Origin of the sequence: Pseudomonas jessenii (genome assembly GCF_002236115.1) — a bacterium.
Taxonomy (GTDB): Bacteria; Pseudomonadota; Gammaproteobacteria; order Pseudomonadales; family Pseudomonadaceae; genus Aquipseudomonas; species Aquipseudomonas jessenii.
Map to the genome: position 1 here is coordinate 112,661 of NZ_NIWT01000007.1, position 14,660 is coordinate 127,320.

Annotated in this window: 12 protein-coding genes; all 12 read left to right on the forward strand. The window is 61.1% G+C overall.

All coding sequences use genetic code 11. The features are described from left to right. The first annotated feature begins 9 nt into the window (after positions 1-9). The 12 genes from PSJE_RS23490 (at position 10) to nuoN (ending at position 14,522) form a co-directional block, all read left to right on the forward strand. A complete protein-coding gene (locus tag PSJE_RS23490; RefSeq protein ID WP_046037844.1) occupies positions 10-684 on the forward strand; it encodes a NuoB/complex I 20 kDa subunit family protein in 675 nt (224 codons plus the stop codon). 72 nt (positions 685-756) lie between these two features. Next, entirely contained in the window at positions 757-2,541 is a 1,785-nt protein-coding gene (gene nuoC / locus PSJE_RS23495) for an NADH-quinone oxidoreductase subunit C/D (protein WP_057714159.1), read from the forward strand. A gap of 2 nt (positions 2,542-2,543) precedes the next feature. Next, a complete protein-coding gene (nuoE, locus tag PSJE_RS23500) occupies positions 2,544-3,041 on the forward strand; it encodes an NADH-quinone oxidoreductase subunit NuoE (protein WP_008020715.1) in 498 nt (165 codons plus the stop codon). Then, complete coding sequence (gene nuoF, locus PSJE_RS23505; RefSeq protein ID WP_057714158.1) at positions 3,038-4,393, forward strand: NADH-quinone oxidoreductase subunit NuoF; 1,356 nt, start codon at positions 3,038-3,040, stop codon at positions 4,391-4,393. Before nuoE ends, nuoF begins: the two co-directional genes overlap by 4 nt. Before the next feature lie 135 nt (positions 4,394-4,528). Next, positions 4,529-7,243 carry an NADH-quinone oxidoreductase subunit NuoG gene (gene nuoG, locus PSJE_RS23510; protein ID WP_090456619.1) on the forward strand — a complete coding sequence of 905 codons (2,715 nt, stop codon included), beginning with the start codon at positions 4,529-4,531 and terminating at the stop codon, positions 7,241-7,243. Continuing rightward, on the forward strand, positions 7,240-8,247 hold the full coding sequence (gene nuoH, locus PSJE_RS23515; protein WP_090456620.1) for an NADH-quinone oxidoreductase subunit NuoH: 1,008 nt from the start codon (positions 7,240-7,242) through the stop codon (positions 8,245-8,247). The genes nuoG and nuoH overlap by 4 nt, the downstream gene beginning before the upstream one ends. 12 nt (positions 8,248-8,259) lie before the next feature. Next, positions 8,260-8,805, forward strand: coding sequence for an NADH-quinone oxidoreductase subunit NuoI (gene nuoI, locus PSJE_RS23520; protein ID WP_191622226.1), 546 nt, complete (start codon positions 8,260-8,262; stop codon positions 8,803-8,805). A gap of 9 nt (positions 8,806-8,814) precedes the next feature. Continuing rightward, positions 8,815-9,318: an NADH-quinone oxidoreductase subunit J gene (nuoJ, locus tag PSJE_RS23525; RefSeq protein ID WP_053161453.1), complete on the forward strand. Its 504-nt coding sequence runs from the start codon at positions 8,815-8,817 to the stop codon at positions 9,316-9,318. Positions 9,319-9,320: 2 nt separating this feature from the next. Further along, positions 9,321-9,629 (forward strand): NADH-quinone oxidoreductase subunit NuoK, encoded by a 309-nt coding sequence (nuoK, locus tag PSJE_RS23530; protein WP_007946416.1) that lies wholly within the window; start codon positions 9,321-9,323, stop codon positions 9,627-9,629. Further along, positions 9,626-11,479 (forward strand): NADH-quinone oxidoreductase subunit L, encoded by a 1,854-nt coding sequence (gene nuoL / locus PSJE_RS23535; protein WP_090456622.1) that lies wholly within the window; start codon positions 9,626-9,628, stop codon positions 11,477-11,479. The genes nuoK and nuoL overlap by 4 nt, the downstream gene beginning before the upstream one ends. Positions 11,480-11,518: 39 nt before the next feature. Further along, positions 11,519-13,051: an NADH-quinone oxidoreductase subunit M gene (gene nuoM / locus PSJE_RS23540; RefSeq protein ID WP_090456623.1), complete on the forward strand. Its 1,533-nt coding sequence runs from the start codon at positions 11,519-11,521 to the stop codon at positions 13,049-13,051. A 7-nt stretch (positions 13,052-13,058) separates the two neighbouring features. Then, positions 13,059-14,522 (forward strand): NADH-quinone oxidoreductase subunit NuoN, encoded by a 1,464-nt coding sequence (nuoN, locus tag PSJE_RS23545; RefSeq protein WP_090456625.1) that lies wholly within the window; start codon positions 13,059-13,061, stop codon positions 14,520-14,522. Positions 14,523-14,660: the final 138 nt, after the last annotated feature.

The window sequence follows — 14,660 nt, forward strand, 5'->3', positions numbered from 1 at the left end:
GCTTTGGCAATGCAATACAATCTCACCAGGATCGACCCCGATGCTCCTAACGAGCAGTATCCGATTGGCCAGCGGGAAACCGTTTCCGATCCGTTAGAAGATCAAGTCCACAAAAACATTTTCATGGGCAAGCTCGAAGACGTGCTTAACGGCACGATCAACTGGGGGCGCAAGAACTCCCTGTGGCCGTATAACTTCGGTCTTTCGTGCTGCTACGTGGAAATGACCACCGCCTTCACGGCGCCCCACGACATCGCGCGCTTTGGCGCCGAGGTTATCCGGGCATCGCCGCGTCAGGCGGATTTCATGGTTATCGCCGGTACCTGCTTCATCAAGATGGCGCCGATCATTCAGCGTCTCTACGAGCAAATGCTCGAGCCTAAATGGGTCATCTCCATGGGTTCGTGCGCCAACTCCGGTGGCATGTACGACATCTACTCCGTCGTTCAAGGGGTGGACAAGTTCCTGCCCGTGGACGTCTACGTGCCTGGCTGCCCGCCCCGCCCTGAGGCTTTCCTGCAAGGCTTGATGCTGTTGCAGGAGTCGATTGGACAGGAGCGTCGCCCGCTTTCCTGGGTCGTTGGTGATCAAGGCGTCTATCGCGCCGAGATGCCTTCCGAGAAGGAAAAGCGCCGCGAACAGCGAATCGCAGTCACCAACCTGCGCAGCCCCGACGAAGTCTGATCCAGATCTGCTTCTTAAATAGAACGAGAACCTGGCTTCATTCTTTACGTTGACCGAAAGCGATAAATAACCATGACTACAGGCAGTGCTCTGTACATCCCGCCTTACAAGGCAGACGACCAGGATGTGGTCGTCGAACTGAACAACCGTTTTGGCCCGGAGGCGTTCACCGCCCAGCCGACCCGCACCGGCATGCCGGTGCTTTGGGTTGCCCGCGCCAAACTCGTCGAAGTCCTGACCTTCCTGCGTAACCTGCCCAAGCCGTACGTCATGCTCTATGACCTGCACGGCGTGGACGAACGTCTGCGCACCAAGCGTCAAGGGCTGCCGAACGGCGTCGACTTCTCCGTGTTCTATCACTTGATGTCGATCGAACGTAATAGTGACGTAATGATCAAGGTTGCCTTGTCCGAGGGCGACCTCAGCTTGCCGACCGTCACCAGCATCTGGCCGAACGCCAACTGGTACGAGCGTGAAGTCTGGGACATGTTCGGCATCGACTTCAAAGGTCACCCTCACCTGTCGCGCATCATGATGCCGCCGACCTGGGAAGGTCACCCGCTGCGCAAGGACTTTCCGGCCCGTGCCACCGAGTTCGACCCGTTCACCCTGAACCTGGCCAAGCAACAGCTTGAGGAAGAGTCCGCGCGCTTCAAGCCGGAAGACTGGGGCATGAAGCGTTCCGGTCCGAACGAGGACTACATGTTCCTCAACCTCGGCCCGAACCACCCGTCCGCGCACGGTGCGTTCCGCATCATCCTGCAGCTGGACGGTGAAGAGATCGTAGACTGCGTACCGGACGTCGGTTACCACCACCGTGGTGCCGAGAAGATGGCCGAGCGTCAGTCCTGGCACAGCTTCATCCCGTACACCGACCGTATCGACTACCTCGGCGGCGTGATGAACAACCTGCCGTACGTGCTTTCGGTCGAGAAGCTGGCCGGCATCAAGGTGCCGGAGAAGGTCGACGTCATCCGCATCATGATGGCCGAGTTCTTCCGGATCACCAGCCACCTGCTGTTCCTGGGTACCTACATCCAGGACGTCGGCGCCATGACCCCGGTGTTCTTCACGTTCACCGACCGCCAGCGCGCGTACACGGTGATCGAAGCCATTACCGGTTTCCGTCTGCACCCGGCCTGGTACCGCATCGGTGGCGTCGCCCACGACCTGCCGCGGGGCTGGGAAAAACTGGTCAAGGATTTCGTCGAGTGGATGCCAAAGCGTCTGGACGAATACCAGAAAGCCGCCCTGGACAACAGCATCCTGCGTGGCCGGACCATCGGCGTCGCCGACTACAACACCAAAGAGGCTCTGGAATGGGGCGTCACCGGTGCTGGCCTGCGTTCGACCGGTTGCGATTTCGACTTGCGTAAAGCGCGTCCGTACTCGGGCTACGAGAACTTCGAATTCGAAGTGCCGCTGGCCGCCAATGGCGATGCCTACGACCGCTGCATCGTGCGTGTCGAGGAGATGCGCCAGAGCATCAGGATCATCGACCAGTGCCTGCGCAACATGCCGGAAGGCCCGTACAAGGCGGATCACCCGCTGACCACGCCGCCGCCGAAAGAGCGCACCCTGCAGCACATCGAAACCTTGATCACGCACTTCCTGCAGGTTTCGTGGGGCCCGGTCATGCCGGCCAACGAATCCTTCCAGATGATCGAAGCGACCAAGGGCATCAACAGTTATTACCTGACGAGCGATGGCGGCACCATGAGCTACCGCACCCGGATTCGTACCCCAAGCTTCCCGCACTTGCAGCAGATCCCTTCGGTGATCAAAGGCAGCATGGTCGCGGACTTGATTGCGTACCTGGGTAGTATCGATTTCGTTATGGCCGACGTGGACCGCTAAGCATGAACAGCACGCTTATCCAGACAGACCGTTTCACCTTGAGTGAAACCGAGCGCTCGGCCATCGAGCACGAGCTGCATCACTACGAAGACCCGCGCGCGGCGTCGATCGAAGCCCTGAAGATCGTCCAGAAGGAACGCGGCTGGGTGCCGGACGGCGCCTTGTACGCCATCGGCGAGATCCTCGGCATCCCGGCCAGCGACGTTGAAGGCGTGGCGACGTTCTACAGCCAGATCTTCCGTCAGCCAGTGGGCCGTCACATCATCCGCGTCTGCGACAGCATGGTCTGCTACATCGGCGGCCACGAGTCCGTGGTCAGCGAAATCCAGAGCAAGCTCGGCATCGGCCTGGGTCAGACCACCGCCGACGGTCGTTTCACCCTGCTGCCGGTCTGCTGCCTCGGCAACTGCGACAAGGCGCCGGCGTTGATGATCGACGACGACACTTTCGGTGATGTGCAGCCTGCAGGCGTTGCCAAATTGCTCGAGGGCTACGTATGACCCTGACTTCCTTCGGTCCGGCCAACCGCATCAAGCGTTCGGCCGAGACTCACCCGCTCACCTGGCGTCTGCGTGACGACGGCGAAGCCGTATGGCTCGACGAGTACCAGGCCAAGAACGGTTACGCCGCTGCGCGCAAGGCCTTCGCCGACATGGCCCAGGACGACATCGTCCAGACCGTGAAAGACTCCGGCCTCAAAGGCCGCGGCGGTGCAGGCTTCCCCACTGGCGTGAAGTGGGGCCTGATGCCCAAGGACGAATCCATCAACATCCGCTACCTGCTGTGCAACGCGGATGAAATGGAGCCCAACACCTGGAAAGACCGCATGCTGATGGAGCAACTGCCCCATCTGCTGATCGAAGGCATGCTGATCAGTGCCCGCGCACTGAAAACCTACCGTGGCTACATCTTCCTGCGTGGCGAATACACCACCGCCGCCAAGCACTTGAACCGTGCTGTGGAAGAAGCCAAGGCAGCCGGCCTGCTGGGCAAGAACATCCTGGGATCGGGTTTTGATTTCGAGCTGTTCGTTCACACCGGCGCCGGGCGTTATATCTGCGGTGAAGAAACCGCACTGATCAACTCCCTCGAAGGCCGTCGCGCCAACCCGCGCTCCAAGCCGCCCTTCCCTGCCGCCGTTGGCGTGTGGGGCAAGCCGACTTGCGTGAATAACGTCGAAACCCTGTGCAACGTGCCGGCGATCATTGCCGACGGCGTGGACTGGTACAAATCGTTGGCTCGCGAAGGCAGCGAAGACATGGGCACCAAGCTCATGGGCTTCTCCGGCAAGGTCAAGAACCCGGGCCTGTGGGAACTGCCGTTCGGCGTCACCGGTCGCGAGCTGTTCGAAGACTACGCTGGCGGCATGCGCGACGGTTACAAGCTCAAGGCCTGGCAGCCTGGCGGCGCCGGTACCGGTTTCCTGTTGCCGGAACACCTGGACGCACAAATGTACGCCGGCGGCATCGCCAAAGTGGGCACCCGCATGGGTACCGGCCTGGCCATGGCGGTGGACGACAGCGTCAACATGGTGTCCCTGCTGCGCAACATGGAGCAGTTCTTCGCCCGCGAATCCTGCGGCTTCTGCACCCCTTGCCGCGATGGCTTGCCATGGAGCGTCAAGCTCCTGATGGCCATCGAGAACGGTGAAGGCCAGCCAGGCGACATCGAGACCCTGCTGGGTCTGGTCGGTTTCCTCGGCCCAGGCAAGACCTTCTGTGCTCACGCACCGGGCGCCGTGGAGCCGTTGGGCAGCGCAATCAAATACTTCCGCCATGAGTTCGAAGCCGGTATCGCGCCAGTCAGCGCCGCCGTCCCGCCTCTGGCAAGGCCGATCGTAGTCGGCGCATAAACGCTTAAAAAGCGAAGGGTCCGTGCCCTTCGCTTTTCGTGTGATGACGCCTTTAACGGCTGTGTTGATTCACGCGGATAACAAGATTCCATTAGCCACGCCCGCTGACACCGGGCCAACGAAGAACTTTGAACCATGGCCACTATCCACGTAGACGGCAAAGAGCTCGAAGTCGATGGGGCAGACAACCTGTTACAGGCATGTCTGTCGCTAGGCCTCGATATCCCTTATTTCTGCTGGCACCCTGCCCTTGGCAGCGTTGGCGCTTGCCGCCAGTGCGCGGTGAAGCAGTACACCGACGAGAACGACACCCGTGGTCGTATCGTGATGTCCTGCATGACCCCTGCCACCGACAACACCTGGATCTCCATCGAAGATGAAGAATCCAAGGCCTTCCGCGCCAGTGTTGTCGAATGGCTGATGACCAACCACCCTCACGACTGCCCAGTCTGTGAAGAAGGCGGTCACTGCCACCTGCAAGACATGACGGTAATGACCGGCCACAACGAGCGCCGTTACCGCTTCACCAAGCGTACCCACCAGAACCAGCAACTGGGCCCGTTCATTTCCCACGAAATGAACCGCTGCATCGCTTGCTACCGCTGCGTGCGCTTCTATAAGGACTACGCCGGCGGCACCGATCTTGGTGTGTTTGGCGCCCACGACAACGTGTACTTCGGTCGCGTTGAAGACGGCACCCTGGAAAGCGAGTTCTCCGGCAACCTCACCGAGGTCTGCCCGACCGGTGTGTTCACCGACAAGACTCACTCCGAGCGCTACAACCGTAAATGGGACATGCAGTTCTCGCCGAGCATCTGCCATGGCTGCTCCAGCGGTTGCAACATCTCCCCGGGCGAGCGTTACGGCGAGCTGCGTCGTATCGAAAACCGTTTCAACGGTTCGGTGAACCAGTACTTCCTGTGCGACCGTGGCCGTTTCGGCTATGGCTACGTCAACCGCGAAGACCGCCCACGCCAGCCGCAGCTGGCGGGCGGCACCAAGCTGAGCCTCGACGAAGCGCTGGATAAAGCCGCCGACCTGCTGCGCGGTCGCAACATCGTCGGTATCGGTTCGCCCCGCGCCAGCCTCGAAAGCAACTACGCGTTGCGTGAACTGGTCGGTGCCGAGCACTTCTACTCCGGTATCGAAGCTGCCGAGCTGGAGCGCATCCGCCTGGTCCTGCAAGTGCTCAAAGACAGCCCGCTGCCAGTACCGAACATGCGCGACATCGAAGACCACGACGCCGTGTTCGTCCTCGGTGAAGACCTGACCCAGACTGCTGCGCGCATGGCGCTGTCCCTGCGTCAATCGGTCAAGGGCAAGGCCGAAGACATGGCCGACGCCATGCGCGTCCAGCCTTGGCTCGACGCCGCGGTGAAAAACATCGGCCAGCACGCGCTGAACCCGCTGTTCATCGCCAGCCTGGCTGAAACCAAGCTCGACGACATCGCGGAAGAATGCGTTCACGCCGCTCCAGACGACCTGGCCCGCATCGGTTTCGCCGTGGCTCACGCCCTCGACGCCAGCGCTCCAGCCGTTGAAGGCCTGGATGCTGAAGCACTCGAACTGGCCAAGCGCATTGCCGACGCCCTGCTCGCTGCCAAGCGTCCACTGATCATTGCCGGTACCTCGTTGGGTTCCAAGGCGTTGATCGAAGCTGCTGCGAACATCGCCAAAGCGTTGAAACTGCGCGAGAAGAACGGTTCCATCAGCCTGATCGTGCCAGAGGCCAACAGCCTCGGCCTGGCCATGCTCGGTGGCGAATCGGTCGACGCCGCGCTGCAAGCCGTGATCGATGGCCGTGCCGACGCCATCGTCGTGCTGGAAAACGATCTGTATACCCGTACCGACAAGGCCAAGGTCGATGCCGCCCTGACCGCCGCCAAAGTACTGATCGTCGCCGACCATCAGAAGACTGCCACCAGCGATCGCGCGCACCTGGTTCTGCCAGCCGCCAGCTTCGCTGAAGGCGACGGCACCCTGGTCAGCCAGGAAGGCCGCGCCCAGCGCTTCTTCCAGGTCTTCGATCCGAAGTACATGGACGCGAGCATCCTGGTTCACGAAGGCTGGCGCTGGCTGCATGCCCTGCGCGCGACCCTGCTGAACCAGCCGATCGACTGGACCCAACTGGACCACGCCACCGCCGCCGTCGCTTCCAGCACTTCGATCCTGAATCGCATCGTCGATGCCGCACCGTCCGCCGCGTTCCGCATCAAGGGCATGAAACTGGCCCGCGAACCGCTGCGTTACTCCGGTCGTACCGCCATGCGCGCCGACATCAACGTGCACGAACCGCGTGCCCCGCAAGACAACGACACCGCGTTCAACTTCTCGATGGAAGGTTACTCGGGCTCGGTCGAACCGCGTCAGCAAGTGCCATTCGCCTGGTCTCCGGGCTGGAACTCGCCGCAAGCCTGGAACAAGTTCCAGGACGAAGTCGGTGGTCACATCCGCGCTGGCGACCCGGGCACCCGCCTGATCGAAAGCAGCGGTGACTCGCTGAACTGGTTCGCCAGTGTTCCGCGCGCGTTCAACCCGGCCCAGGGCACCTGGCAGGTCGTGCCGTTCTTCCACCTGTTCGGCAGCGAAGAGAACTCTTCGAAAGCCGCTCCGGTTCAGGAACGCATCCCGGCCGCCTACGTGTCGCTGGCCAAGTCCGAAGCCGACCGCCTGGGTGTCAATGACGGCGCGATGCTGAGCTTGAATGTCGCTGGCCAGACCTTGCGTCTGCCGCTGCGCATCAACGAAGATCTGGGCGCCGGTCTGGTGGCACTGCCTGCGGGCATCGCCGGCATTCCGCCAGCAATCTTTGGCAAATCCGTTGACGGTCTGCAGGAGGCAGCTCAATGACCTGGTTCACTCCTGAAGTGATCGACATCATCATCACGGTCCTCAAGGCCGTGGTGATTCTGCTCGCCGTGGTGGTTTGCGGTGCCCTGCTGAGTTGGGTCGAGCGTCGTCTGCTCGCCCTCTGGCAGGACCGTTACGGTCCGAACCGCGTCGGTCCGTTCGGCGCGTTCCAGATCGCCGCCGACATGATCAAGATGTTCTTCAAGGAAGACTGGACGCCTCCATTCGCCGATAAGATGATCTTCACCCTGGCACCGGTAGTCGCCATGAGCGCCCTGCTGATTGCCTTCGCGATCATCCCGATCACCCCGACCTGGGGCGTGGCGGACATCAACATCGGTATCCTGTTCTTCTTCGCCATGGCTGGCCTGTCGGTCTACGCGGTGCTGTTCGCCGGCTGGTCGAGCAACAACAAGTTCGCCCTGCTGGGCAGCTTGCGCGCCTCGGCGCAGACCGTGTCGTACGAAGTGTTCATGGGCCTGTCGCTGATGGGCATCGTGATCCAGGTCGGCTCGTTCAACATGCGCGACATCGTTGAATATCAAGCGCAGAACCTGTGGTTCATCATTCCGCAGATCTTCGGCTTCCTGACCTTCTTCATCGCTGGCGTGGCCGTGACTCACCGTCACCCGTTCGACCAGCCGGAAGCGGAACAGGAACTGGCAGACGGTTACCACATTGAATACGCCGGCATGAAATGGGGCATGTTCTTCGTCGGCGAGTACATCGGCATCGTGCTGATCTCGGCGCTGCTGGTGACCTTGTTCTTCGGTGGCTGGCACGGTCCGTTCGGCATCCTGCCGCAGATCCCGTTCATCTGGTTCGCACTGAAAACCGCGTTCTTCATCATGATGTTCATCCTGTTGCGCGCTTCGATTCCGCGCCCACGGTATGACCAGGTGATGGATTTCAGCTGGAAGTTCTGCCTGCCGCTGACCCTCGTCAACATGCTGGTGACCGCTGCGATCGTGTTGCTCAACACGCCCGCCGTCGCGGCTCAGTGAGGATAGAGAATCATGAAGTACATATTTGACATCGTGCATGGCTTCTTCACCCAGCTTCGCAGCCTGGTGATGATTTTCGGCCACGCCTTCCGCAAGCGCGACACGCTGCAGTACCCGGAAGAACCGGTCTACCTGCCGCCGCGCTACCGTGGTCGTATCGTCCTGACCCGCGACCCCGACGGCGAAGAGCGTTGTGTAGCCTGTAACCTGTGCGCCGTGGCGTGCCCGGTCGGTTGCATCTCGCTGCAGAAAGCTGAAACCGAAGACGGTCGCTGGTACCCGGACTTCTTCCGCATCAACTTCTCGCGCTGCATTTTTTGCGGCCTCTGCGAGGAAGCCTGCCCGACCACCGCGATCCAGCTGACACCGGATTTCGAAATGGCCGAGTTCAAACGTCAGGACCTGGTTTACGAGAAAGAAGATCTGCTGATCTCCGGCCCCGGCAAAAACCCTGATTACAACTTCTATCGTGTTGCAGGTATGGCGATTGCCGGGAAGCCGAAAGGCTCCGCGCAGAACGAAGCCCAGCCGATCAACGTGAAGAGCTTGCTGCCTTAAGGAAGAAAGATGGAATTCGCTTTCTATTTCGCATCGGGTATCGCTGTGGTGTCCACGCTTCGCGTGATCACCAACACCAACCCTGTGCACGCCCTGCTCTACCTGATCATTTCGCTGATTGCCGTGGCGATGACCTTCTTCGCCCTCGGCGCGCCGTTCGCCGGCGTCCTGGAAGTGATCGCCTACGCTGGCGCCATCATGGTGCTGTTCGTGTTCGTGGTGATGATGCTGAACCTTGGCCCGGCCTCGGTTCAGCAAGAGCGCGTCTGGCTCAAGCCCGGTATCTGGGGCGGCCCGGTCCTTCTCGCCGCGCTGCTGCTGGTGGAACTGCTGTACGTGCTGTTCTCCCACCAGACCGGTGAAGCCATCGGCCATACCACCGTAGACGCCAAGGCCGTGGGCATCAGCCTGTTCGGTCCGTACCTGCTGGTGGTCGAACTCGCCTCGATGCTGCTGCTCGCCGCAGCCGTCACGGCGTTCCACTTGGGCCGCAACGAAGCCAAGGAGCAATGACGATGCCTGCTATCCCCATGGAGCATGGTCTGGCGGTCGCCGGCATCCTGTTCTGCCTCGGTCTGGTCGGCCTGATGGTCCGCCGCAACATCCTTTTCGTGCTGATGAGCCTGGAGGTCATGATGAATGCCTCCGCGTTGGCGTTCATCGTTGCCGGTAGCCGCTGGGCACAGCCGGATGGACAGATCATGTTCATCCTGGTGATCAGCCTGGCAGCCGCCGAGGCCAGTATCGGCCTGGCGATCCTGCTGCAACTGTATCGCCGCTTCCACACGCTCGATATCGACGCTGCCAGTGAGATGCGCGGATGAATCTTCTCTATCTGACTTTCCTGTTCCCTCTCATCGGTTTCCTGCTGCTGGCGTTTTCTCGCGGCCGTCTCTCGGAAAACCTTTCGGCGCTGATCGGCGTCGGTTCCGTCGGCTTGTCCGCCATCGTCGCGGCTTACGTGATCTGGCAATTCAATGTCGCACCACCTGAAGGCGGTCACTACACCCAGGTGTTGTGGCAGTGGATGGCGGTGGAAGGCTTCACGCCGAACTTCGCCCTGTACCTGGACGGCCTGTCGCTGACCATGCTCGGTGTGGTGGTTGGCGTCGGCTTCCTGATCCACCTGTTCGCGTCCTGGTACATGCGCGGTGAAGCCGGTTACTCGCGCTTCTTCGCCTACACCAACCTGTTTATCGCCAGCATGCTGTTCCTGGTGCTGGGCGATAACCTGTTGTTCCTGTACTTCGGCTGGGAAGGCGTGGGCCTGTGCTCCTACCTGTTGATCGGTTTCTACTACAGCAACCGCAACAACGGTAACGCCGCACTCAAAGCCTTTATCGTGACCCGTATCGGTGACGTGTTCATGGCCATCGGCCTGTTCATTCTGTTTGCCCAACTGGGTACGCTGAACGTTCAGGAACTGCTGGTGCTGGCTCCGCAGAAATTCCAGTCCGGCGACTTCTGGATGGTCATGGCCACCCTGATGCTGCTCGGTGGTGCTGTCGGTAAATCCGCGCAACTGCCGCTGCAAACCTGGCTGGCGGATGCGATGGCCGGTCCTACCCCGGTTTCGGCACTGATCCACGCCGCAACCATGGTGACCGCCGGTGTCTACCTGATCGCCCGTACCCATGGCCTGTTCACCCTGGCGCCGGAAATCCTGCACCTGGTCGGCATCGTCGGTGGCGTGACCCTGGTTCTGGCCGGCTTCGCAGCCCTGGTTCAGACCGATATCAAGCGTATCCTCGCCTACTCGACCATGAGCCAGATCGGCTACATGTTCCTGGCCCTGGGCGTCGGTGCCTGGGATGGCGCGATCTTCCACCTGATGACCCACGCCTTCTTCAAGGCCCTGTTGTTCCTTGCCTCCGGTGCGGTGATCGTTGCCTGCCACCACGAGCAGGACATCTTCAAGATGGGCGGTCTGTGGAAAAAGCTGCCACTGGCCTACGCCAGTTTCATCGTCGGTGGCGCGGCCCTGGCGGCCCTGCCACTGGTAACCGCAGGCTTCTACTCCAAGGACGAAATCCTCTGGGAAGCGTTCGCCAGCGGCAACAACGGTCTGCTCTACGCAGGTCTGGTCGGCGCATTCATGACTTCGTTGTACACCTTCCGCCTGATCTTCATCGCGTTCCACGGTGAAGCGAAGACCGAAGCCCACGCCGGTCACGGCATCGCTCACTGGTTGCCACTGTCGGTGCTGATCGTACTGTCGACCTTCGTCGGCGCGATGATCGTTCCACCGCTGCACGGCGTACTGCCGCAAAGCGTCGGCCATGCCGGCGGCGAAGCCAAGCACAGCCTGGAAATCGCCTCGGGCGCCATCGCCCTGGCCGGTATCCTGCTGGCCGCATTGCTGTTCCTCGGCAAGCGTCGCTTCGTCACCGCCATCGCCAACAGCGGCATCGGCCGTTTCCTCTCGGCCTGGTGGTTCGCTGCCTGGGGCTTCGACTGGATCTACGACAAACTGTTCGTCAAGCCGTACCTGGCGATCATCCACATCCTGCGCAAAGACCCGCTGGACCAGACCATCGGTCTGATCCCGCGCATGGCCAAAGGCGGTCACACCGCCCTGAGCCGTACCGAGACCGGTCAACTGCGTTGGTATGCCGCCTCGATGGCTGCTGGTGCCGTGCTGGTTATCGGCGCCGTCGTGCTGGTAGCGGTCTGATATGAACCTTGCGAACTTGCGAAAGGAATTGAGCCCGTCATGATTCTGCCTTGGCTAATCCTGATCCCCTTCATCGGCGGCCTGCTGTGCTGGATGGGTGAGCGCTTCGGCGCCACCCTCCCCCGCTGGATTGCGCTGATCACCATGTCCCTGTTGCTCTCCCTCGGCCTCTGGCTGTGGGCCAACGGTGATTATTCATTTGCCCCGGCGCCTGGCGCCGACCCGACCTGGGCGCTTGAGTTCAAGCACGTCTGGATCCAGCGCTTCGGCATCAACGTGCACCTGGCCCTCGACGGCCTGTCGCTGTTGATGATCATGCTGACCGGTCTGCTGGGTGTCCTCTCGGTACTCTGCTCGTGGAAAGAGATCCAGCGTCACGTGGGCTTCTTCCACCTGAACCTGATGTGGATCCTGGGCGGTGTCGTCGGTGTGTTCCTCGCCCTCGACCTGTTCATGTTCTTCTTCTTCTGGGAAATGATGCTGGTGCCGATGTACTTCCTCATCGCGCTCTGGGGTCACAGTTCTTCGGACGGCAAGAAAACCCGGATCTACGCGGCGACCAAGTTCTTCATCTTCACTCAGGCTTCCGGCCTGATCATGCTGGTGGCGATCCTGGGTCTGGTACTGGTCAACTTCAACGACACCGGCGTGATTACCTTCAACTACGCCGACCTGTTGAAAACCAAGATGTCGACGACCACCGAGTACATCCTGATGCTCGGCTTCTTCATCGCCTTCGCGGTGAAGCTGCCAGTCGTGCCGTTCCACTCCTGGTTGCCTGACGCTCACGCCCAGGCGCCGACTGCAGGTTCCGTCGACCTCGCCGGTATCTTGCTGAAAACCGCGGCCTACGGTCTGCTGCGTTTCGCCCTGCCGCTGTTCCCGAATGCTTCGGCCGAGTTCGCGCCGTTTGCAATGGCCCTGGGTCTGATCGGGATTTTCTACGGTGCGTTCCTGGCGTTCGCGCAAACCGACATCAAGCGTCTGATTGCCTTCTCGTCCGTTTCCCACATGGGCTTCGTTCTGATCGGCATCTACTCCGGCAGCCAACTGGCGCTGCAGGGCGCGGTGATGCAGATGCTCGCCCACGGTCTGTCGGCGGCGGCACTCTTTATCCTGAGTGGCCAGTTGTACGAACGCACTCACACCCGCGACATGCGTGAAATGGGTGGCCTGTGGTCGAAGATCGCCTACCTGCCGGCTCTCAGCCTGTTCTTCGCCGCTGCGTCGCTGGGCTTGCCGGGTACCGGCAACTTCGTCGGTGAGTTCCTGATCCTGATCGGCACCTTCCCGATCGCTCCATGGGTCACCATCATCGCGACGTCCGGCCTGGTGTTCGGTTCGGTCTACTCGCTGATCATGATCCATCGTGCCTACTTCGGCCCGGCCAAATCGGACGCGGTACTGCATGGCATGGATGGTCGCGAACTGATCATGGTGGCCGGTCTGGCAGCGCTGCTGATTTACATCGGCGTCTATCCACAACCGTTCCTCGATACCTCTGCCGCTACGATGCATGGCGTGCAGCAATGGCTCGGCACCGCCTTCACTCAACTCGCTTCGGCCCGGTAAGAGCGCTATGGAATTCACGACTCAACACTTTATCGCGCTTGCGCCGTTGTTGATCACCAGCGCCACGATCATCGTGGTGATGCTGGCGATCGCCTGGCGCCGCAACCACTCCCAGACCTTCCTGCTGTCGGTGGCGGGTCTGAACCTGGCTTTGCTGTCGATCCTGCCAGCCTTGAAGGTCGCGCCACTGGCTGTGACCCCACTGCTGCAAATCGATAGCTTCGCTTGCTTGTACATGGCGCTGATCCTGGTCGCCACCCTCGCTTGTGTCACCCTCGCCCACGCCTACCTCGGCGATGGTGGCACGGGTTACCCGGGCAACCGTGAAGAACTGTACCTGCTGATCCTGATGTCCGCCGCCGGTGGCCTGGTGCTGGTCAGCGCACAGCACCTGGCCGGGTTGTTCGTCGGTCTGGAACTGCTGTCGGTGCCGGTCTACGGTCTGGTGGCCTATGCCTTCTTCAACAAGCGCTCGCTGGAAGCCGGTATCAAGTACATGGTGCTGTCGGCGGCCGGTTCCGCGTTCCTGTTGTTCGGTATGGCCCTGCTGTACGCAGACTCGGGTTCCCTGAGCTTCGTCGGCATCGGTCAGGCGCTGGCGGCTACCGGTCTGCCAAGCTCGTTGGCACAACTGGGCCTGGGCATGATGCTGATCGGCCTGGCGTTCAAGCTGTCGCTGGTACCCTTCCACCTCTGGACTCCGGACGTTTACGAAGGGGCCCCGGCGCCGGTTGCCGCGTTCCTGGCGACCGCTGCCAAAGTGGCGGTGTTCGCGGTCATGGTGCGCCTGTTCCAGATCTCCCCTGCTGCAAGCAGCGGCGTCCTGAGCAACGTGCTGACCATCATCGCCATCGCGTCGATCCTGTTCGGTAACCTGCTGGCCCTGACCCAGAGCAACCTCAAGCGTCTGCTGGGTTACTCGTCCATCGCCCACTTCGGCTACCTGCTGATCGCCCTGGTGGCGAGCAAAGGCCTGGCCGTGGAAGCCATCGGCGTGTACCTGGTCACCTACGTGATCACCAGCCTCGGTGCTTTCGGTGTGATCACCCTGATGTCCTCGCCGTACAAAGGCCGTGACGCAGACGCCCTGTACGAATACCGCGGCCTGTTCTGGCGCCGTCCGTACCTGACCGCCGTGCTGACCGTGATGATGCTGTCCCTGGCCGGTATCCCGCTGACCGCGGGCTTCATCGGCAAGTTCTACATCATCGCCACCGGCGTCGAGTCCCATCAGTGGTGGCTGGTCGGTTCGCTGGTATTGGGCAGTGCCATCGGCGTGTTCTACTACCTGCGTGTGATGGTCACCCTGTACCTGATCGAGCCAAACCTGCGCCGCGTCGACGCTCAATTGCACTGGGAACAGAAGGCAGGCGGCGTGATGCTGCTGGCCATCGCGGTACTGGCTTTCTTCCTCGGCCTGTACCCACAACCGCTGCTGAACCTGGTTCAACAGTCGGGCCTGGCGGGTTGATCGCTTAGAGCCATTCAGTAGTAAACAGAAACGGCACCTTCGGGTGCCGTTTTTTGTGGGTAGACCGAAACTTGCGAAAGTGGTCTGCTGTACAGTCCAGCGGGAGCAAGCTCCCTCGCCACGGCTCATTGATTTTGA